Source organism: Pseudomonas sp. MPR-R2A5, assembly GCF_058793055.1.
This window is the reverse complement of record NZ_JBXAFK010000014.1, coordinates 23,032-41,792: the sequence shown is the minus strand read 5'-3', so window position 1 is coordinate 41,792 and position 18,761 is coordinate 23,032. Positions and strand designations below refer to the sequence as shown.

Here is an 18,761-nt window from a genome sequence, read left to right as displayed (position 1 = left end):
TTCAAATGGCCTCTAGAGTGGACTCGGTTGCGTCCAGGTGTTGGCTGCCTGGGGTGGCGGTCTCGCTGAAATCCGGTAGGCGTCCGGTTGCGAAAAACTGCTCCCATTCGCAAAATATCTTGGGCACGTAAATCAACGGCATATCGTGTCGATACAATGCCTTTACCGACTCTGCAAACGCCGGATCCTGATGATTGGCGAACCAGTATCGATTGTTGTCATGCAAGTAGACTGGACACTTTTCAACGTTAGTCATATTGATGTAATTGCCCAGTGTCCTCTCAGCGATACGCTGCCAACCCTGTAACACCCACTCGTAGAGCTGACCGCGCTCTGCCGAGGTCAACTCGTACACCTCGCGCTTGAACTTCTGCACGCTCATGTCGCGACAGAACATTGAAAAGGCATACACATCAGAGTTGAAGTTGACCGCTGGAATCGGCGCTGACATCAAAGGGTCATAAAGTTCGTCATCCAGATCATCTGATTGCGGACAAAACGCCACCGCATCAAAGTCTTCGAAAAACACTTTAACATTGGTAACCGGGCACGTTAGATAGAGCTTTTTGTTTAGAGCGTGGCCCGTAGCCAACGCTTCGGCAGAGAACTCACTGAGCGGACTGAAGAGCGTAGACAGCCGTCGAACTTCTTGAGCCACGCTGTACGTGTTCTGCTCTACGCTGGTGGTCGGGCAGATGATTAGACAAGCTACTGCTTCTCTGGCCTCGAGCGCTCGCACATAAGTCTCAAAGCTAGCCCTGGCCTCTTGCGCGGTTCGAGCAATAGCCAGCATATAGCGATTCTTACTGAACTCTCGTCTACCCGCCGCGCATCCCAAGCAACTGATGAACCAATCTTTTATTTCATCCAAAATTTTCTGATCGTCCATGGATCACCGTCCTGATCGCTTTCCAGGTTTTGTGACAAACAGGTATGAGAACGGCCTTAATCGCTCTGGATTCGGCCTGGTTACGAAGCGATTAGTACAATGCAGACATTCTAAAAACCAATACTTTTAAGAAATAAGGTTATAAAAATCTTTAACACGAAATGGACGGTTTCTGAAAGATCATGTTGCACCGGCTTACGCACGCAACTCGCCAATTATGCATCGGATTCATACTTGCTCTTCGCGTGAGGGATCAATCGTGCTGTTAACTCAAAGTAGTAAAGAGTCACTGGTGCGGAGCCGCTCAGGTAATGATTCAGAAACCATCTCACATGTTTTTCTCGCCGGGACCAGGGAGTCACGCAACCCCAGCGCTCAGGAATTGCCTCGCGCAATTACTGCATCAGTACCCGGCCTTTTCCAAGGTCGCCACCCTGTGTGGTTCTGCGTACCTGCTGTATATCGCCTACAGCATCATCAAAAGCGTGCTGGCAAAAAAAACCGCCACTCATAGCGTTTGATTTGGGCGCCAGAGCGACCACAAGGCGCAAGCGTCGAGTCACCATGTCGTTTCAACGACGCTTCGCCTTCGCCAGTTCAGCGATCAGAAAATCCCTGAACGCAGAAACCGCCGCCGGTAAATTGCGTCCAGCCATGCTTTGCAGTTCGATGCGCCGTGCCTGCATGCCTTCATCAAGGATCGGCAAGCATTGCAACTGCTTGTCCGCTACCTGTTTGTGCAAGGTCATTTCGCTGGCCAGACTGATGCCTCCCTCTTCACGAACGAAACTGTAGAGCGCGGCAACGTAATTAGTGGTCAAGACCGGATCGAACAACAACCCCTGTACACCGCAACAGATGTCGAACAGTTGCCGTATCGTGGTATCGGCCTTAGGCAACGCAATGGGCCAGGGTTGCAACTCGGCGAGGCTGACTGCTTCACGCCCGGCCAAGGGATGAAAATTGGAGACCACGGCAAAAATCGCCCCGCTCAAGACATGTTCGACCTTGATTTCCTTTTGCGGGGTCAGGCTGAAAGTCATCGCCAGATCGGCTTCACCGGAGCGAACCTTCTCGGTCGCTTCAGCGGGTGCACAGACCTCCAACGTGAAATGAATGCCCTGGTACTCACGCCTGAACGCGCTGATGCTCGTGGGCATGTATTCCAGTGCAAATCCTTCCGAGCAGGCAACATGCACATGACCCCGTTGCAAGCCATGCAGCTCGGTAATTTCCAGCACCACCTGCTCGGCCTCAAGCTGCGACTTGCGTGCATAAACCGCGAGTCGCGCCCCCGCCTCGCTGAGCACCATGCCTCGGGCACGACGCTCAAACAGGCTGGCATCCAGGGCCAACTCAAGCTTGGAAATTTGTCGACTCACCGCTGACGCCGCAACATTCAGCCGCAGTGAGGCCTCGCTGATCGATCCGCATCGCGCGACTTCAAGAAAATAGCGCAGTGCCGTGGACTGCACGCCATACAGCTGCATCGGTGCCCCCAAGGATTGCCTTTTCGGCAAAGGAAGTATCGAAATATTGTGCTTGTGGCATTGATAGCCCTTCCCTACATTCGTGTCCAGACCAAAAAAAACAGTGCCTGACCTTTTCATCCTCCTTTACGCATTTGCGATTCGCTGCCCTTTGATTCAACCACTCTCGCCAACGGAGACGACGGCATGGGCATCAAAGGTTTCGCTTGCAGTATTGCGCTGATGGGCCTTATCAGCAGCTTTCCGGCACATGCCGGCAAAGCCAACGACACCCTGGTTTACGCTTCCGACAGCGAGCCTGAAAACATCAGCCCCTATCACAACGATTTACGCGAAGGCGTGATTCTCGGCCGGCTGATCTGGGACAACCTGATCTACCGCGATCCCAACAGCGGCGAATACAAACCCATGCTGGCCACCAGCTGGAAGCAGGTCGACGACACCACCATCGACTTTGAGCTGCGCAAAGGCGTCAAATTTCACAACGGCGACGCCTTCACCGCCGACGACGTGGTGTTCACCCTCAACTACGTGGTGTCGCCCGAAGCGAAAGTCGTTACCGTGCAAAACGTAGACTGGATCAAGAGCGCCGAAAAAACCGGTGACTACAGTGTCCGCCTGTACTTGAAGAAGCCTTTCCCGCCGGCACTGGAATACCTGTCCAACGCCGTTCCGATGTTCCCCAAGCAATACTTCGAGAAGGTCGGCCTGGCCGAATTCAGTCGCAAGCCAATGGGGACCGGGCCGTATAAAGCCGTGTCGGTGGTGGCCGGCGAAGGCGTGACCATGGAGATCAACAAGGACTACTTCCCGGATAGCCCACAAGGCCAACCACATATCACCCACCTCAAGTTCCGCGTGATCCCGGATGCAGAAACCCGCCTGGCCGAGTTGATGACCGATGGTGTCGACTGGACCTGGCGTGTCACCTCGGACCAGGCGGTCGACCTCAAAGGTATGCCGAACCTGACCGTGACCAGTGGGGAAACCATGCGCATCGGTTTCCTGATTCTTGATGCCCGGGGCACCTCCACCGAAAACTCTCCGATGAAGAACCTCAAGGTGCGTCAGGCCATCAACCATGCGATCAACCGCAATGCGCTGGCCACGCAATTGGTGGGTGGCGAAGCCAAACCCTTGCAGGTTGCCTGTTATCCAGGCCAGTTCGGCTGCGATACCACCGCGGCCACGGTCTACAACTATGACCCGGCCAAGGCCAAGGCGCTGCTCGCCGAAGCCGGTTACCCGAATGGCTTCGAGACAGAAATCTTCGCTTACCGCGACCGTGATTACGTCGAAGCCATCATCGGCAACCTGCGCGCCGTGGGTATTAACGCCAAGCTGCGCTTCCTGAAGTACGCCGCCCTGCGCGATCAGCAGCGTGGCGGCAAGGTGCCGATGTCGTTTCAGGCCTGGGGCTCGTTCTCGATCCTCGACACCTCGGCGTCGGCCGGTACCTGGTTCAAGGGCAATCCGGACGACAACATCAAGGACCCACAAGTCCAGGGCTGGTTGCAGACCGCCGACAATGCCCTCGACCCGCAAGTGCGCAAGGACAACTACCGCAAGGCCTTGCAGCGCATCAGCGAACAGGCCTACTGGGCGCCGCTGTTCAACTACTCGATGAACTACGCCTACACCTCCGAACTCGCGTTCACGCCGTACCCGGATGAGCTGCCGCGTTTCGTTCAGTCCAGTTGGAAGTAACCCGCAACCGAGCGGATTGATCGAGAGGTGCCGTGGCTTGCGGACCAACCCGCAGCACGGACACGTCCTCACACCTGTCATCCATTGGATATGAGGAAACTTGCCATGCTTGGATTCCTTTTGCGCCGCCTGGGCATCGCTATTTGCGTTGCGATTACCGTGTCGGTGATCAGCTTTTCTCTTTTGCATCTGTCCGGCGACCTGGCCACGGCCATTGGCGGGCCGGAAGCCACCAGCGAACAGATCGAACAGATCCGCGTGCAGTACGGCTTGAACAAACCACTACCGACCCAGTACTTCAACTGGCTGGGCGATTTGCTACGCCTGGACCTGGGCAACTCGTTTTTCTTTCAGGAATCGGTCTACAACCTCGTCGCCAGCCGCTTGCCCATTACCCTGGGGTTAGGGGCCATGGCGCTGGGTATCGCCTTGCTGGTAGCGATTCCACTCGGCGTGCTGGCCGCGGTCAAACGCGACACCTGGGTTGACCGACTGGCCTTGAGCATCGCGGTGCTGGGCCAGGCAATGCCAAGTTTCTGGTTTGCGCTGATGTTGATCGTGGTGTTCGCGGTGACGCTCAAGTGGCTGCCGGTGTCCGGCAACTCGACCCTGCTGCACTTCGTCATGCCGGCCATTGCCCTGGGCTACTACGCGACGCCGGCAATCATGCGCCTGACCCGCGCCGGCATGCTTGATGTGCTCAGTTCCGATTACATCCGCACCGCCCGCGCCAAGGGCCTGCGCCCTGCCCGCGTGTTGTTCAAGCACGCACTGCGCAACGCCTTGATTCCGGTGGTCGCGCTGGCGGCGGTGGAGTTCGGCTTCATGCTCGGCGGTTCGGTGGTGATCGAAACCGTGTTCTCCCTGCAGGGCATAGGTCAACTTGCCTGGGACGCCATCGCCCGTGACGACTTTCCGGTGGTACAGGCCGTGGTCCTGCTGATTGCGGTGATCTACATCATCCTCACCTTGCTGGCCGATGTGCTCAACGCACTGCTCGACCCGCGCATTCGCGTGCGCTAGGAGGCTTACATGAACACCTCTACTACCCTCGCGATCAATGACTACCTGCCACCGCCGAGCAGCCTGAGCCGAATACTTGGCAAGAGCTTTCGTCATCGTGGTTTCGCCATCGGCGCGGTGTTGTTGCTGATCATCTTCGCCGGTGCCCTGTTTGCGCCATGGCTGGCACCTTACGACCCTTATGCGCAAGACGTGATGCTGCGCATGAAACCGCCGGTATGGATGGCCCACGGCACCTGGGAATACGTGCTCGGCACCGACAAGCTGGGCCGTGACTACCTGTCGAGGCTGCTCTACGGCGCACGTATTTCGCTGTTCATCGGCATTGCGGCGGCGCTGATTTCCGGCTTTATCGGCACCGTCATGGGGCTGTTGGCGGGCTACTACGGCGGCAAGGTCGATGCGTTGATCAGCTATCTGATCACCACCCGGCTGGCCATGCCGGTCGTGATGGTCGCGCTGGCCTCGGCCTCGCTGATGGGCGGCTCACTGAAAGTGGTGATCGTGCTGCTCGGCTGCCTGTTATGGGATCGCTTCGCGGTGGTGGTCAGGGCCTCGGTGCAACAGATTCGCGATGCTGAATATGTGGCGTCGGCCCAGGCGCTTGGCTGCTCTACCCTGCGCATTCTGGTCAGTGAAATCCTGCCCAATCTGGTCGGCGCGCTGATCGTCGTCGCGACGCTGGAAATGGCGCACGCGATCCTGCTGGAGTCGGCACTCTCGTTCCTCGGGGTCGGCGTGCAGCCGCCGACGCCGTCCTGGGGTTTGATGATCGCTGAAGGCAAACCCTACATGTTCTTTTCCCCATGGGTCATCGCCATTCCCGGCGTTGCCCTGATGATTCTGGTGCTGGGCATCAACCTGGTCGGTGATGGCCTGCGCGATCTGATCCTGCCCGACGGCCGTAACTGATAGACCGCCGTAACTGATAGAGGGTACCGAACATGGCACTACTCCATGTGGAAAACCTGCGCGTGGACATCCCCATGGGCAACAGCCCGACGCCGGATGACATGCTGCATGCCGTGCGCGGCCTGGATTTTGAAGTCGAGCGCGGTGAAATGCTGTGCATCGTCGGCGAATCCGGCTGCGGCAAATCCCTGACCTCGCTGGCGCTGATGGACCTGTTGCCACGCAAGGCAAAACGCACCGCGGCCCGGCTGACGCTGGACGGCATCGACATGCTCGGCCAGAGCGAGCGGCGCATGTGCGACCTGCGCGGTAACCGTCTGGCAATGATCTTCCAGGAGCCGATGACCTCGCTGAACCCGGCCTACAGCATTGGCGATCAGCTCAGCGAAGTGCTGACTCAGCATCGCAAGGTGTCACGCAAGGATGCCCTGGCTCGCGCCGCGCAGATGCTGGAGAAAGTCGGTATCAGCAATGCCACCGAGCGCTTGCGTCAGTATCCGCATCAGCTTTCCGGCGGGCTGCGCCAGCGGGTGATCATCGCCATGGCGTTGATGTGCGAACCGGACCTGATCATCGCTGATGAGCCCACCACGGCACTGGACGTGACCATTCAAGCGCAAATCCTGCGCTTGATCCGCGACATTCAGAAAGAACTCGGCCTGGCGGTGATTTTCATCACCCACGACCTTGGACTGGTAGCACGAATCGCCGATCGGGTCGCAGTTATGTATGCCGGGGAAATCGTCGAAACCGCCCCTGCCCTGCAACTGTTCGAGAACCCGCAGCATCCGTACACCCGGGGTCTGCTGGCCAGTATTCCAATCCCTGGCCGGACCAAACCGGGTGAGGCGCTGGGTTCGATTCCAGGCCTGGTACCGAGCCTGGTCGGCGAACAGCAAGGGTGTGCGTTCCGCAATCGTTGCGGGCAAGCGATACCGGCCTGCGCGCAAAACATCCCCGAAGTCGAACAGGACGGGCACATGGCGCGTTGTCTGTTCGCCGCACCGGCCCCAGCACCGATTCGCCTTCAGGAGCGTGCAAGGTCATGAAAAAAGACATCGCTTTGGAGCTGTGCGACATCCGCCGCGAGTTTCGGATCAACCAGGGCTTTTTCAAACCCGCCGCGACCCTGAAGGCTGTCGACGGCGTTTCCCTGCGCCTGATGCGTGGCGAGACCCTCGGCCTGGTGGGCGAGTCCGGTTGCGGCAAAAGTACCCTGGCCAAGATGCTGCTCGGTCTGTTGCCGCCTACCAGCGGCGATGTGCTGGTCAATGGCAAACACCTGGCGGCGACGGATCGCAAGGAAATGTCCCGGCACATTCAGCCGATATTCCAAGACCCATACTCCTCGCTGAACCCACGCAAGACCCCGCGCGAAATCGTGACCCTGCCGCTGATCGTGCATGACATCGGCAGCACCGTCGAGCGGCGCAAGAAGACCGAAGAGATGCTTGATGTGGTCGGCCTGCCCAAACGGGTGATCGACAGCTACCCGAGCCAGCTGTCCGGCGGGCAACGCCAGCGGGTGGCGATTGCACGGGCGCTGATCATGCGCCCTGACGTGTTGATCTGCGACGAACCCACCTCGGCGTTGGACGTTTCGGTGCAGGCGCAGATTCTCAATCTGCTGCAAGACCTCAAGCGCGAATTCGGCCTGACCTATCTGCTGATCAGCCATAACCTGGCGGTCATCGAACACCTCGCCGACCGGGTCGCGGTGATGTATCTGGGGCGCATCGTCGAAGAACGCACGCGCGAAGCGTTGTTCGCCAAACCCGGCCACCCTTATACCCGCGCCTTGCTGGATTCGGTGCTCACGCCCGATCCGCGCCTGGGCATTCCCGACATCGGCCTGCACGGCACCTTCCCCAACCCCATGTCACCGCCGTCCGGCTGCGCCTTCCATCCGCGCTGCCCGAGCTGCTTCGCCCCCTGCAAAACGGCCTATCCGGCCAATGGTCCGCTTACCGGCGGCAACGTGCGTTGCCACCTTCACGACACTTCTGCCCAAACACTGGAGCTTGTCCACTCATGAGTCGTTCACTGGCCATCAGCAACACCACAGAGCAATTCGACAACGGCGATTTTTTCAATCTGCTCGAACGTAGCGTCGCCTTGCACACCGAAAGCCAGGCAGCGGACAGCCAGCCCGAGCTGTATCGCTACCTCAATGACTTCATCACCCCACATGTCGAGGCGATGGGCTTCAGCGTCAAGATCTATGACAACCCGGTGGCAGAGCGAGGCCCCTTCATGATCGCCACGCGCATTGAACATCCGGACCTGCCGACCGTGCTCAGCTACGGCCACGGTGATGTGGTGCGCGGCTATGAGGCGCAGTGGCGTGAAGGCCTGTCGCCGTGGCAAGTCACTGTCGAAGGCGATCGCTGGTACGGCCGCGGCACGGCAGATAACAAAGGCCAGCACTTGATCAACCTGACCGCGCTGGAGCAAACGCTCAAGGCTCGCGACGGCAAGCTGGGTTTCAACGTCAAACTGCTGCTGGAAATGGGCGAAGAAGAAGGCTCGCCGGGCTTGAATGCATTCTGTGCCGCGCACAGTAACGAGCTCGCCGCGGATATCTTCATCGCCTCGGACGGCCCGCGCCTGGCGGCATCACGACCGACGATTTTTCTTGGCTCGCGCGGGGTGTTCAACTTCGAACTGGTGGTCAATTTGCGCGAAGGCGCTCATCACTCTGGCAACTGGGGCGGGTTGCTGGCTAACCCTGGCATCATCCTGGCCAATGCCATCGCAAGCATGGTCGATGAACACGGCCGGGTGAAAGTTGCGGGCCTGATGCCCGAGACACTGCCGGAGCCGGTTCGGCAGGCACTGGCCGATATTAACGTCGGTGGCGGGCCGGGCGATCCGGAAATCGACGCCAACTGGGGTAACCCGGAGCTCTCGCTGAGCGAAAAGGTATTCGGCTGGAACACCCTCGACGTTATCGCCTTCAAGACCGGCAACCCTGACGCTCCCGTGCATGCAATCCCCGGCAAGGCCAACGCCCACTGCCATATCCGCTTCGTGGTGAACAGCGACTACACGACCTTTATCCCGGCTGTGCGCGCCCACCTGGATGCGCATGGCTTCAGCAATGTCGAGGTCAAGCAAAGCCGCATTGATGTGATGCATGCCACTCGGCTGGACCCGCAGAGCCCTTGGGTCAATTGGGCGCTCAGTTCCCTGGCACAAACCACCGGCAAAAAGCCTGCGCTGCTGCCAAACCTCGGTGGCTCGCTGCCCAACGACGTGTTCGCGGACGTGCTCGGCCTGCCAACATTATGGGTGCCGCACTCGTACCCGGCCTGTTCACAACATGCGCCGAACGAGCACTTGCTGGCACCGGTGGTCAAGGAAAGCCTGCAAATCATGGCGGGTCTGTTCTGGGACCTGGGCAACGACGCAGCCCGCCTGACTCAGGAACATCAGTTACGGGAGCAGGCGCAATGAGCGCCACTCCACAACAGGCCCTGGACTGGCTCGCCGACCAGCGCCAAGCCATGGAGGCACTGCTGCAGCGTATCGTCGACACCGACTCCAACAGCTATGACAAGGCGGGCGTCGACGCCGTGGGCGCGCTGCTCGCGGCTGAACTGGAAGCCGACGGCATCCTGCTCAAGCGCATACCGGTCGATGGTTTTGGCGACGTGATACTCGCCGAAGTGCCAGGCGAACCGGGAAAACCGGTGCTGTTGCTCGGCCATCGCGACACGGTGTTCCCCAAAGGCACCACCACGACGCGCGGCTATAGTCGCGACGCCAACCTCGCCTATGGCCCCGGCGTCGCCGACATGAAAGGCGGCTTGGTGCTCAATTGCTTCGCCCTCATGGCACTCAAGCGCGCCGGCCGGTTGCCCTATCCGGTGCAGGTTCTGTACACCGGTGATGAAGAGATCGGTTCCGGCAGCGCCAGACCCCATATCGAAAACGCCGCCCGTGCCGCCCGCGCCGTACTCAATACCGAACCCGGCCGGGCCAGCGGTAACGTGGTCAACGCACGCAAAGGCGGAGCCACGCTGATCATCGAAGTCAGCGGCCGCGCGGCGCATGCCGGGGTCAACCATGCTGACGGAGCCAGCGCCATCGAAGCCCTGGCACGCAAGATCGTCAAGCTGCATGCCTTGACCGATTACCCGGCAGGCATCACCACTAACGTTGGCCTGATATCCGGTGGCACGTCCAGCAACACCGTCGCGCCCAGCGCCTGCGCCCGGCTGGACGTGCGCTTCATCGAACTCAAGCATTGGGATCAAATCTTCAGCGCAATCCAGGCCATCGTCGCCGAAGAAGAACTGATCGGCACCCGCGCCATCCTCAAGGAAGCGACGACTTTTCTACCGATGGAAGCCCATCACAGCGAACGGCTGCTGCACATCTACCAACAAAAAGCGCGTGCGCTGGGTTTCAGCGTCGAAGGCGAATTCACCGGCGGTTGCGCCGACTCCGGATTCACCGCCAGCCTGGGCATTCCAACCCTGTGTGGCCTCGGGCCGGTGGGTGGCAAGGTTCACACCGATCGTGAATATCTGGAGCTGGACACGCTGGTGCCTCGCGCGCAGGCGTTGGTGGCGACCATTCTGGCGGTCGGCGACAGCGTTTGAGGTCATGGGTTTCTACGCGTCACCGAGGCCAGGGTATCCGACAGGTTCACAGGCAGCTCCCGCCGCTGTCGGGTATCACTTCAAGGTGGCGCGAATGGCTTACTCGGGCGAGGCTTTTCACCTGTTCTACTGCGGCAATGACCGAACGTTCGGCCGCCCCGTCTGAAGCAATCGGGTAGACGCAGGGCTGACCAATGGAAAGGCCGTGCAATAAACGCTCATCCAGTTCACCGAGCACGACAAAACAGCAGTCACCCTTGGCCACTCGTACCTCAGCGAGCTGGCCAGGCACCGTGTTCACAGCATCGACATGGATCAGCGCCACATTGTCAAAACAGCTGAAACCCTGATGGATCAAATCAATATGATTGCTATCAAGCCCGCACGCGATGACCACGATACGTGTGCAATTTGAAGGCTCGCGCATCCACTTCAGGGCATGGGTACGACAATCGGCAGCTTGGCTCATAGGCGTTGCCTTTCTTTGGGGGGATTCAACAAGCGAATGGCTGCGGACACTGGCTAAATCACGCCGCGCGCCTGCAGCACGCTTTTCGCCAGACCGCGGGTCGCCGAAAGCACTTGTTCTACCTGTTGATCCATCGCTGCGGTGGATGAGGCTATCGTTCCCAGTTCGACGACGCGCAACGGGTGACCGTGCACGGACCCCAGCCAGGTCAAGCCAGGAACCGTGCCGACTTCGACATCCAGTAAAAAACTTCCGTGGGAGACGCCGCGCAACAGTTGGCTGGCATGGCACGTGTAGGCTCCAGCAGATTGCTCCGCCCGCAACCAGTCGACCATCAACGCCTCGGATTGCTTGACGGCCAGATAAGCCACCTGGTCCCAGTCATCTATCGCCACGTGCAGCTTGTCGATCATGTATTTGGGCAACGTAGCGCTGGTCACGATGACCACTCCGGCATCCGCCGAAGGTTCCTTGATCCAGACTGCGGATTGCGATATCGCATGCATGGCGGTACTCCCGGCAGTTTGGTAGGAGCAGCTTGCTCCGGTCGGCGATCCGACGATGAGGCCGTGACATTCAATATTGATGCCGACTCACCCACCGCTTCATGAGCAAGCGCCCTCCCACAGGTTATTGGCGTTAATCAGCCGTTGCGGAACAGGAAGCTGTAGGCGTTCAGCGCAGGTGCCCCACCCAGGTGCGCGTAAAGCACTTTCGAGCCTTCGGGGAACTCGCCACGGCGGACCATTTCGATCATCCCGTGCATGGATTTGCCTTCATACACTGGGTCGGTCAACACACCTTCAAGGCTGCCGCACAGGCGAATGGCTTCCAGCGTACCTTCGTTGGGCAAACCATATTCCGGGTAGGCGAAGCGTGTATCGAGCACCACGTCGTCTTCGGTGATCTCACGCCCCAGTTCCACCAGCTCGGCGGTGTGCCGGGCGATACGCAAGATCTGTGCCTTGGTCTTCTCGGGCTTGGCCGAGGCATCAATGCCGATAACGTTCTTCGAACGGCCGTCCGCGGCAAAACCGACGACCATGCCGGCCTGGGTACTGCCGGTCACGGAGCAGACCACGATGTAGTCGAACTTGAACCCCAGTTGTTTTTCCTGTTCCCGCACTTCCTCGGCAAAGCCGACGAACCCAAGCCCGCCGTAGGGATGTTCGGAACATCCCGCCGGTATCGGGAACGGCTTGCCACCCCGTTCCACCACGTCGTTCATGGCCTTCTCCCAACTGGGCCGAATACCGATGTCGAACCCTGCAGCGTCCAGTCGTACGTCAGCCCCCATGATGCGGGACATCTCGATATTGCCGACCCGGTCATACACGGCGTCGGAGTAGTTCACCCAGTTTTCCTGGACCAGCACACACTTCATACCGAGGTGGGCAGCGACAGCGGCGACCTGGCGGGTCTGGTTCGACTGGATCCCGCCGATGGACACCAAGGTGTCGCAGCCCTGTTCGAGCGCCTCGGGAATCAGGTATTCGAGCTTGCGCGTCTTGTTGCCGCCAAAGGCCAGGCCACTGTTGCAGTCTTCACGTTTGGCATACAACTCGACCTTACCGCCCAGGTGTTCGCTGAGGCGTTTCAAGGGCGTGATCGGAGAAGGACCGAAGGTCAGCGGATAACGTTTAAAACGATTCAGGTTCATGACTCTGCTCCTTGTTTATTGGACATCCAAGCGCCAGACCCAAAGGCAAAAAAGGCTGCGTTCCAGGTGCTTTCAGAGGGGCTTCGATGAGTTCAATATTAAGAACAAAGCCAAAAATATGTGTTGCAAGTTTCAATCCATTAAAGAAATATAAATCAACCAATACAACCTAAAACCTATTTTTACTGCGTAAAAATCCATATGAACGCAACAAATACCCACAAGAAACTCGGCACATCCGGCTCGGAGCCGCATCCGCTGGACCGGACCGACCGCGCCATTCTCAAGGCCCTGCAGCGAGACGCCTCGATCTCCAATGTGGCACTCGCCGAGAAGGTCAAACTGAGCGCGCCGGCCTGCCTGCGACGAGTCGAACGCCTCAAGCAGGCGGGCCTGATCAAGGGCATTGTCGCGTTGCTGGACAATCAAGCGCTCGATGCAGGGATGGTGGTGTTGATCGGCGTGGTGCTGGACCGCTCGACACCGGAATCCTTCGCAGCCTTCGAAGCCGCGGCGCAAAAGGTGTCCGGCTGCATGGAATGCCATGTGGTGACGGGGGAATTCGACTACTTCATGTTGATACGAACCAAGGACAGCAACAGTTTCAACCGGCTCCACGCGGAGCAACTGCTTTACCTCCCCGGGGTTCGCCAGATTCGCTCGTTCATGGGGTTACGCCAGGTCTTGTCGACAACCCACATCCCCCTTTGAGGCTCAAATCAGCCCGATGCCAGGTTGTATCGACCCGCAAGGCAGGCATTGATTTCGACAAACGCATTTGGACCCTCCCTCCAGAGCGCATGAAAAAGCATCGCCGTAATAACTACGCCATGGATGTTTGCGGGCGTTGACCTCTGTGGCCCGTGGCGACGACTTAGTTACGCCAACTCCCGCTGTTAAATACCGCCAACACCCGTCCTCATTTCAGAGCAGAAACTCTCGCTGCTGCTGTGCGACGCACCCACGCGAATCGTGCACAAGCAGGTGTTTGTGCACTGTCTTTTCCAACCAAACGGTTGTCCTTTCGAACAAAGCGACGCTATTCCGTTCTGCCTAACTTTGACCTTACGGCATATCCAGCAAACTGCGCCGATGAGGTAGCCCATGCATCTTGAACAACAGCAAGTGACCGACGACTTCAGGTTGCTGCATATGCGCGACCTGGCACCTGAAGAGTTCGTTTCGTGGCTGCTCGAGTGGGGGGCATGTGCACTTCGGGCTCGGCAGGCGAGTGCCGCAGGTAAACCTGAGCGTGTGCCTGATCCCAAAATAAAGTGTTCGAATACATCAACTTCCATCAGCAGACAGGGATGTTTCGCGACGCACTACCGGCACGAAGCTGAAAGTAACCTGCACCCACTTCATCACATTCAATAAGCCGCAGCCTGTGACCCGAAAAGTTCGCACAGCCGCCCTATGCAAAGGAACTCCATAATGAAAAAGGTACGTCTGCTGACACTCACCACTGTATTACCGGCACTTCAAGCACAAGCTATCGAAGTGGCTCCTGGAGACTACGAGCAATATCCGGTAGGCGCCACCATCGGCGTCATTTACTACCAACACTCCACGACAGACTCGGCGTATGCAAACGGTCACAAAGTCAGTTCGGACTTCAAACTGACCTCCGACGTCGGCATCCTGCGTTTGCTGCATGTGTACGGGTTGACCGACACCGTCACAATCGATCCGCAATTCCTGCTGCCATTCGGGCACGTTTCCAGCGGCGGAGATGCTTCAACGCTTGGCAATACGAATGGCGTTGGCGACCTAACGCTGGCAGCCCCGGTCAGGTTAAGACTCAACGACGCCCGTGACACTCTTAGCTTCACACCCTACCTGTTCGTACCCACTGGCAACTACGACAGAGACGATCCGCTGAACATCGGCGAGAACCGCTGGAAATTCGAACTACAAGGCGCTTACGTCAAACACTTCACTCAACAATGGGCCATTGACCTGGTTGGCGGAGCTACCTGGTATGGCGATAACAATGACTATGGCGCCAACGCAGACCGGCTCAAGCAGAAGGTTTCTTACGCTACACAGGTGATGGGGCGCTATATGCCCGATGCCACAACGGCGTTCGCCTTAGGCTTCGGGCATCTCTGGGGCGGGGAAACCCGCGTCGATCAAGTCAACCAGAATAACGAAATCGGAACCACGAACTTCCGTGTGACAGCAACTAAGTTCTTCACCGCTAAAGACCAAATCCAACTGCAACTGGGCAAGGACCTCTCCGTAGATAACGGGACCAAGGAAGACTTTCGAATGAACTTGCGTTACGCGCACGTTTTTTAAGCGCCTGTCCGTCTAGACCAAATGGTTGGCGTTGCTAACCAAGCGTGTGCCCGACGGCAGACCTAACCTCGATACTTCGTAAGCCCTTGCAACTTTATCAACCGCGCCGAATCCGGCATTGAGCCAACAAGAATCGCCCTCACACGAAACGGAGAAATCGCATCATGACCGATCAGCAACCATCTATTGAACAACAACCCTCCCTCTATACACGTCTTGGTGGTTATGACGTTATTTATCAGTTCGCGGGCGCAGTTTTGAGGAAAACAATGGCACATCCTGTCATTGGCCACATTTGGGCGCATATGTCCGAGTCGACTTTCCAAAAGGAACATATCAACTTTGTCGACTTTCTTTCCCAACACTGGGGGGGCAGCGCCAAGTATCGCGGGAGAGACATGGTTACCGCCCATCGAGGCATGGGACTTACCGAGGAGCACTGGCAAGCCACGCTCGATTGTCTGGAGGAGTGCTACAACGACTACGACCTGGCGCCGGAGCTACGCAAGGAGGTCAACGACTTTTTGGTCAAATTCAAACCCGCCGTGATCGGCAGCCCGTCCTATCGAGACGTGGTTCTCGCTCACCCCGAAATGGACCCGGCCAAGGGCATGAAAAGCGTTGGCGTTATCTGGCCCAAACACGGCAAGTCCGCTGAACAGGAAACGGTCCCCAGGTTGGAACAGTAAGCCTGCTCGGCCACATGAGCATCGATACCCCCTGGGGCGAAGCAGTCCTCCACAACCAAGTGCCGCTCGGTCACTGGCGCCAGCTTAGGACCAGGCCCCGCAGCGGCGAGCCTCTCGAACAGTCAAATGATCAGAAAAAGACGTCCACGGGCGTCTTTTTTTTGCCTGAAATCCAATAAATACGAGGGTTTCAGGGCTACTGGGGGCTTTTCAGATTTTTTGAGTTCCAGGCTGATGGCCGTGTTGAACGGGGCAATCTGCCGCGCCTCGTCGATGCGTAAGCCACTCGCAGCTCACGAAAGCCTTTCAATCCATTGTCTCGGTGCCCGTACGGCCGAAGACCTGCGCGAGATGGCCGCGCCGTGGCGGATGGAGGACCTGTTCAACCTCACGCTTCGGCTGACTCATCGATTCATACAGGATAAGCAGGCGATTTTCCGCGAGCGGATCGCTTCTAAAGGCTGGCTCTAGCGCGGACTTTGTTGTGCCTCGCTTAACCCGACAGGCCGTATAAAATTGTTTTTCTAAATCATTCTCAACAATAAAAATAGCAAGTTAGCCAACTAACTACTTTCAAACACTCGTCCAAATAGACAATCATTCCGTCCCCATCGCTTAAACAGCAAACCCACCCATAATTTTATTTTCACATATATTTTACATTCCCCTACATATGCTAATGTCATTACGACATCAACGCTGTTCAGCCAGGTTCAAGGAGTGTGTATGACCGGCGTATTGGCATCCGTTAACAGCCGCACCCAGCTGGTCGGTCAGAACCGACTTGAACTGCTGCTATTCCGTTTCAACAATCACCAGCTGTATGGGATCAACGTATTTAAAGTCCGGGAAGTTATACGCTGCCCGAAGTTATCATCGATACCAAAGTCTAATAGCAACATTTGTGGCGTCGCCAACATCCGAGGTGTCTGCATTCCTATTCTTGACCTGGCCATGGCCACTGGGTTGCCCGGCGTCGAGGATCAGGAAAGCGCTTTTATAATACTTACGGAGTACAACAACCGCGTTCAGGGTTTTCTGGTCTATGCGGTCGAGCACATCGTCAATTTGAACTGGGAAGACATCCATCCGCCCCCCAAGGGCAGCGGTGAGAACAATTACCTGACTGCCGTTACACGCACGGATGATCGCCTGGTCGAGATCATCGATGTGGAAAAGGTGCTGACAGAAATCTCGCCATCCTCCGAGGAAATCTCCAGCGGCGTGGTGGAACACGAGGTCAGCCAGCGGGCTAAGCACCTGCGGGTGCTGACCGTGGATGACTCGATGGTCGCGCGTAAGCAAGTGACCCGCTGCCTGGAGACCGTGGGCGTCGAGGTGGTGGCCTTGAACGATGGGCGCCAGGCGCTTGATTACCTGCGGGCCATGCTCGACGAGGGGCGCAAGCCGGAGGAGGAGTTCCTGATGATGATCTCCGACATCGAAATGCCAGAGATGGACGGTTACACCCTGACCGCTGAAATCCGCCACGACCCGCGCATGGCCAAGCTGCACATCGTGCTGCACACCTCACTCTCGGGCGGGTTCAACCAGGCGATGGTCAAGAAAGTCGGCGCCGATGACTTCCTCGCCAAGTTCCGCCCCGATGACTTGGCCGGCCGCGTGGTCTCACGAATCAAGGCGGCCACCCCGAACTGACGCTTTACGACAACAACACTCAAGCCAAGGAGGCTGTAGGGAAACGAATAAGAACAAAATGACAGAGGGCTAATCATGTTGAAATGCAATGAGCTCTACCACCTGACCACCGGCAGTGAAGAAAGACCGTTCTGGAAGGACCGCGCGAATGACGCTCAGCCTGATATCCAGTGCGCCATGGGCTGTGGCGCGCAACCTTCCGATCCGGGGCCGCAACCAGACTCAGGCCTGCCGCAAGAAACGCTGACCGCAGCGATTTCGACCACCCCCACCAGCATGAAAGACGAGCTGGCCGCCGCCCAGGAAATCTGTTCTCGGGCCAAGACCGCCGTTGTCGAGATGTTCAGCCATGCCCGCATGGGCCGCTCCCTGGAGCTCGAACAGGTCGGCGCGCTGGTGGACGATATTTCTGCTTCGATCGCACGCCACCCCAATGCCTTTATCAGCCTCGCACGCCTTAAAAGCATCGACGATTACACCTATATGCACTCGGTCGCCGTGTGTGCCCTGATGATTGCCCTGGGTAATCAATTGGCCCTGCCGGCGCCATTGATTCGCCGGGCGGGGCTGGCCGGGCTGCTGCACGACATCGGCAAAATGGCCATCCCGGGCGCCATCCTCAACAAGCCGGGGCGCTTGAGCGGCGACGAATTGCAGCTGGTTCGCACCCATCCGCTGGAAGGTGAGAAAACCCTGGTGGCGACAGCGCAGATGTGCGAAATGGTCGTGGACGTGTGCCTGCATCATCACGAAAAAGTCGACGGCACGGGCTACCCCCATCAACTGGCGGGAGAACAAATCAGTCTTTTTTCTCGAATGGCCGCGGTGTGTGACGTCTATGATGCGATCACCTCGGACCGTTCCTATAACCAGGGTTGGGACCCTGCGGTCGCCATCCAGCAAATGTCGACCTGGGACGGGCATTTCGATGATGAGGTATTCCGGGCATTCCTGAAGTCCGTGGGTATCTACCCCGTCGGTTCTATCGTGCAATTGAAAAGCGGCAGCATTGGCGTCGTCATCGAACAACATGCCGACTCATTATTGACGCCAAAAATAAAGTTATTCTTTCTTCCGGTTTTAAATATTTACATAACCCCCCGAATAATCGACTTGAGTGATCCGGCACAAACCGACCGAATCATTGCGCGGGTGCCCCCGCAGCGCTATGGCTTTAAAAATACCGAGCGTTTATGGCTCGACGATACCGCTCACGAACAGCACTGAACCAATAAGCTGTACCGCATATATCTATGCGTAAGCAGCCCATGATTAAGCGTTAAGCCTTGCGTGCAAAACAACACTCGAATACCGACATCCCATTATGTTGGTAACTACTAGCACGGGCAGGAAAT

18 protein-coding genes are annotated in these 18,761 nt (G+C 57.7%); 13 read left to right on the top strand and 5 right to left on the bottom strand.

Annotation, left to right across the window (positions count from 1 at the left end; all coding sequences use genetic code 11):
- Position 1: 1 nt before the first annotated feature.
- Together AC1Q6I_RS12550 and AC1Q6I_RS12545 are read right to left on the bottom strand one after the other, a co-directional pair.
- Complete coding sequence (locus AC1Q6I_RS12550; protein ID WP_102623726.1) at positions 2 to 889, bottom strand: hypothetical protein; 888 nt, start codon at positions 887 to 889, stop codon at positions 2 to 4.
- 572 nt (positions 890 to 1,461) lie between these two features.
- Positions 1,462 to 2,379, bottom strand: a complete 918-nt coding sequence (locus tag AC1Q6I_RS12545) for a LysR substrate-binding domain-containing protein (protein WP_069077044.1) — start codon at positions 2,377 to 2,379, stop codon at positions 1,462 to 1,464.
- Between the two features lie 186 nt (positions 2,380 to 2,565).
- On the opposite strand from AC1Q6I_RS12545, the gene AC1Q6I_RS12540 reads away from it, so the two are divergent.
- The 7 genes from AC1Q6I_RS12540 to AC1Q6I_RS12510 all read left to right on the top strand — a co-directional run bounded on the left by AC1Q6I_RS12540 (position 2,566) and on the right by AC1Q6I_RS12510 (position 10,628).
- Complete coding sequence (locus AC1Q6I_RS12540; protein ID WP_102623727.1) at positions 2,566 to 4,086, top strand: ABC transporter substrate-binding protein; 1,521 nt, start codon at positions 2,566 to 2,568, stop codon at positions 4,084 to 4,086.
- Positions 4,087 to 4,191: 105 nt separating this feature from the next.
- Entirely contained in the window at positions 4,192 to 5,109 is a 918-nt protein-coding gene (locus AC1Q6I_RS12535; protein WP_024077467.1) for an ABC transporter permease, read from the top strand.
- A gap of 9 nt (positions 5,110 to 5,118) precedes the next feature.
- Positions 5,119 to 6,021: an ABC transporter permease gene (locus tag AC1Q6I_RS12530; protein WP_024077468.1), complete on the top strand. Its 903-nt coding sequence runs from the start codon at positions 5,119 to 5,121 to the stop codon at positions 6,019 to 6,021.
- 32 nt (positions 6,022 to 6,053) lie between these two features.
- Positions 6,054 to 7,070: an ABC transporter ATP-binding protein gene (locus AC1Q6I_RS12525; RefSeq protein ID WP_024077469.1), complete on the top strand. Its 1,017-nt coding sequence runs from the start codon at positions 6,054 to 6,056 to the stop codon at positions 7,068 to 7,070.
- Positions 7,067 to 8,056 (top strand): ABC transporter ATP-binding protein, encoded by a 990-nt coding sequence (locus AC1Q6I_RS12520; protein WP_102623728.1) that lies wholly within the window; start codon positions 7,067 to 7,069, stop codon positions 8,054 to 8,056. The genes AC1Q6I_RS12525 and AC1Q6I_RS12520 overlap by 4 nt, the downstream gene beginning before the upstream one ends.
- Positions 8,053 to 9,477: a M20 family metallopeptidase gene (locus tag AC1Q6I_RS12515; RefSeq protein ID WP_024077471.1), complete on the top strand. Its 1,425-nt coding sequence runs from the start codon at positions 8,053 to 8,055 to the stop codon at positions 9,475 to 9,477. The genes AC1Q6I_RS12520 and AC1Q6I_RS12515 overlap by 4 nt, the downstream gene beginning before the upstream one ends.
- Entirely contained in the window at positions 9,474 to 10,628 is a 1,155-nt protein-coding gene (locus tag AC1Q6I_RS12510; RefSeq protein WP_069077047.1) for a M20 family metallopeptidase, read from the top strand. The genes AC1Q6I_RS12515 and AC1Q6I_RS12510 overlap by 4 nt, the downstream gene beginning before the upstream one ends.
- Before the next feature lie 46 nt (positions 10,629 to 10,674).
- Here AC1Q6I_RS12510 and AC1Q6I_RS12505 read toward each other — a convergent pair whose 3' ends face one another.
- The 3 genes from AC1Q6I_RS12505 to AC1Q6I_RS12495 form a co-directional block, all read right to left on the bottom strand.
- Positions 10,675 to 11,097 carry a hypothetical protein gene (locus tag AC1Q6I_RS12505; RefSeq protein WP_024077473.1) on the bottom strand — a complete coding sequence of 141 codons (423 nt, stop codon included), beginning with the start codon at positions 11,095 to 11,097 and terminating at the stop codon, positions 10,675 to 10,677.
- A gap of 53 nt (positions 11,098 to 11,150) precedes the next feature.
- Complete coding sequence (locus tag AC1Q6I_RS12500) at positions 11,151 to 11,603, bottom strand: hypothetical protein (protein WP_024077474.1); 453 nt, start codon at positions 11,601 to 11,603, stop codon at positions 11,151 to 11,153.
- Positions 11,604 to 11,740: 137 nt separating this feature from the next.
- On the bottom strand, positions 11,741 to 12,757 hold the full coding sequence (locus tag AC1Q6I_RS12495) for a 1-aminocyclopropane-1-carboxylate deaminase (RefSeq protein WP_024077475.1): 1,017 nt from the start codon (positions 12,755 to 12,757) through the stop codon (positions 11,741 to 11,743).
- 201 nt (positions 12,758 to 12,958) lie between these two features.
- Between AC1Q6I_RS12495 and AC1Q6I_RS12490 the strand changes: the two genes are divergently transcribed.
- The 6 genes from AC1Q6I_RS12490 (at position 12,959) to AC1Q6I_RS12465 (ending at position 18,633) form a co-directional block, all read left to right on the top strand.
- Entirely contained in the window at positions 12,959 to 13,468 is a 510-nt protein-coding gene (locus tag AC1Q6I_RS12490; protein WP_102623729.1) for an Lrp/AsnC family transcriptional regulator, read from the top strand.
- A 723-nt stretch (positions 13,469 to 14,191) separates the two neighbouring features.
- Positions 14,192 to 15,058 (top strand): transporter, encoded by an 867-nt coding sequence (locus AC1Q6I_RS12485; RefSeq protein ID WP_102623730.1) that lies wholly within the window; start codon positions 14,192 to 14,194, stop codon positions 15,056 to 15,058.
- Positions 15,059 to 15,222: 164 nt separating this feature from the next.
- Positions 15,223 to 15,747 (top strand): group I truncated hemoglobin, encoded by a 525-nt coding sequence (locus AC1Q6I_RS12480; RefSeq protein WP_102623731.1) that lies wholly within the window; start codon positions 15,223 to 15,225, stop codon positions 15,745 to 15,747.
- 234 nt (positions 15,748 to 15,981) lie between these two features.
- The gene (locus tag AC1Q6I_RS12475) at positions 15,982 to 16,218 is read left to right on the top strand and encodes a nucleotidyltransferase family protein (RefSeq protein WP_093235754.1); all 237 of its coding nucleotides are present in this window, start codon (positions 15,982 to 15,984) and stop codon (positions 16,216 to 16,218) included.
- A 255-nt stretch (positions 16,219 to 16,473) separates the two neighbouring features.
- Positions 16,474 to 17,406 carry a chemotaxis protein CheV gene (locus AC1Q6I_RS12470; protein WP_024077482.1) on the top strand — a complete coding sequence of 311 codons (933 nt, stop codon included), beginning with the start codon at positions 16,474 to 16,476 and terminating at the stop codon, positions 17,404 to 17,406.
- Positions 17,407 to 17,481: 75 nt separating this feature from the next.
- Positions 17,482 to 18,633 carry a cyclic di-GMP phosphodiesterase gene (locus AC1Q6I_RS12465; RefSeq protein ID WP_024077483.1) on the top strand — a complete coding sequence of 384 codons (1,152 nt, stop codon included), beginning with the start codon at positions 17,482 to 17,484 and terminating at the stop codon, positions 18,631 to 18,633.
- Positions 18,634 to 18,761 lie beyond the last annotated feature (128 nt).

Excerpts from the sequence above, each read along its gene's own strand:
- AC1Q6I_RS12470 (WP_024077482.1), top strand. The coding sequence starts at position 16,474 with ATGACCGGCGTATTGGCATCCGTTAACAGCCGCACCCAGCTGGTCGGT.
- AC1Q6I_RS12465 (WP_024077483.1), top strand. The coding sequence starts at position 17,482 with ATGTTGAAATGCAATGAGCTCTACCACCTGACCACCGGCAGTGAAGAA.
- AC1Q6I_RS12475 (WP_093235754.1), top strand. The coding sequence starts at position 15,982 with ATGGCCGTGTTGAACGGGGCAATCTGCCGCGCCTCGTCGATGCGTAAG.
- AC1Q6I_RS12515 (WP_024077471.1), top strand. The coding sequence starts at position 8,053 with ATGAGTCGTTCACTGGCCATCAGCAACACCACAGAGCAATTCGACAAC.
- AC1Q6I_RS12525 (WP_024077469.1), top strand. The coding sequence starts at position 6,054 with ATGGCACTACTCCATGTGGAAAACCTGCGCGTGGACATCCCCATGGGC.
- AC1Q6I_RS12495 (WP_024077475.1), bottom strand. The coding sequence starts at position 12,757 with ATGAACCTGAATCGTTTTAAACGTTATCCGCTGACCTTCGGTCCTTCT.
- AC1Q6I_RS12480 (WP_102623731.1), top strand. The coding sequence starts at position 15,223 with ATGACCGATCAGCAACCATCTATTGAACAACAACCCTCCCTCTATACA.
- AC1Q6I_RS12550 (WP_102623726.1), bottom strand. The coding sequence starts at position 889 with ATGGACGATCAGAAAATTTTGGATGAAATAAAAGATTGGTTCATCAGT.
- AC1Q6I_RS12500 (WP_024077474.1), bottom strand. The coding sequence starts at position 11,603 with ATGCATGCGATATCGCAATCCGCAGTCTGGATCAAGGAACCTTCGGCG.
- AC1Q6I_RS12535 (WP_024077467.1), top strand. The coding sequence starts at position 4,192 with ATGCTTGGATTCCTTTTGCGCCGCCTGGGCATCGCTATTTGCGTTGCG.
- AC1Q6I_RS12485 (WP_102623730.1), top strand. The coding sequence starts at position 14,192 with ATGAAAAAGGTACGTCTGCTGACACTCACCACTGTATTACCGGCACTT.
- AC1Q6I_RS12520 (WP_102623728.1), top strand. The coding sequence starts at position 7,067 with ATGAAAAAAGACATCGCTTTGGAGCTGTGCGACATCCGCCGCGAGTTT.
- AC1Q6I_RS12490 (WP_102623729.1), top strand. The coding sequence starts at position 12,959 with ATGAACGCAACAAATACCCACAAGAAACTCGGCACATCCGGCTCGGAG.
- AC1Q6I_RS12530 (WP_024077468.1), top strand. The coding sequence starts at position 5,119 with ATGAACACCTCTACTACCCTCGCGATCAATGACTACCTGCCACCGCCG.
- AC1Q6I_RS12505 (WP_024077473.1), bottom strand. The coding sequence starts at position 11,097 with ATGAGCCAAGCTGCCGATTGTCGTACCCATGCCCTGAAGTGGATGCGC.
- AC1Q6I_RS12540 (WP_102623727.1), top strand. The coding sequence starts at position 2,566 with ATGGGCATCAAAGGTTTCGCTTGCAGTATTGCGCTGATGGGCCTTATC.
- AC1Q6I_RS12545 (WP_069077044.1), bottom strand. The coding sequence starts at position 2,379 with ATGCAGCTGTATGGCGTGCAGTCCACGGCACTGCGCTATTTTCTTGAA.
- AC1Q6I_RS12510 (WP_069077047.1), top strand. The coding sequence starts at position 9,474 with ATGAGCGCCACTCCACAACAGGCCCTGGACTGGCTCGCCGACCAGCGC.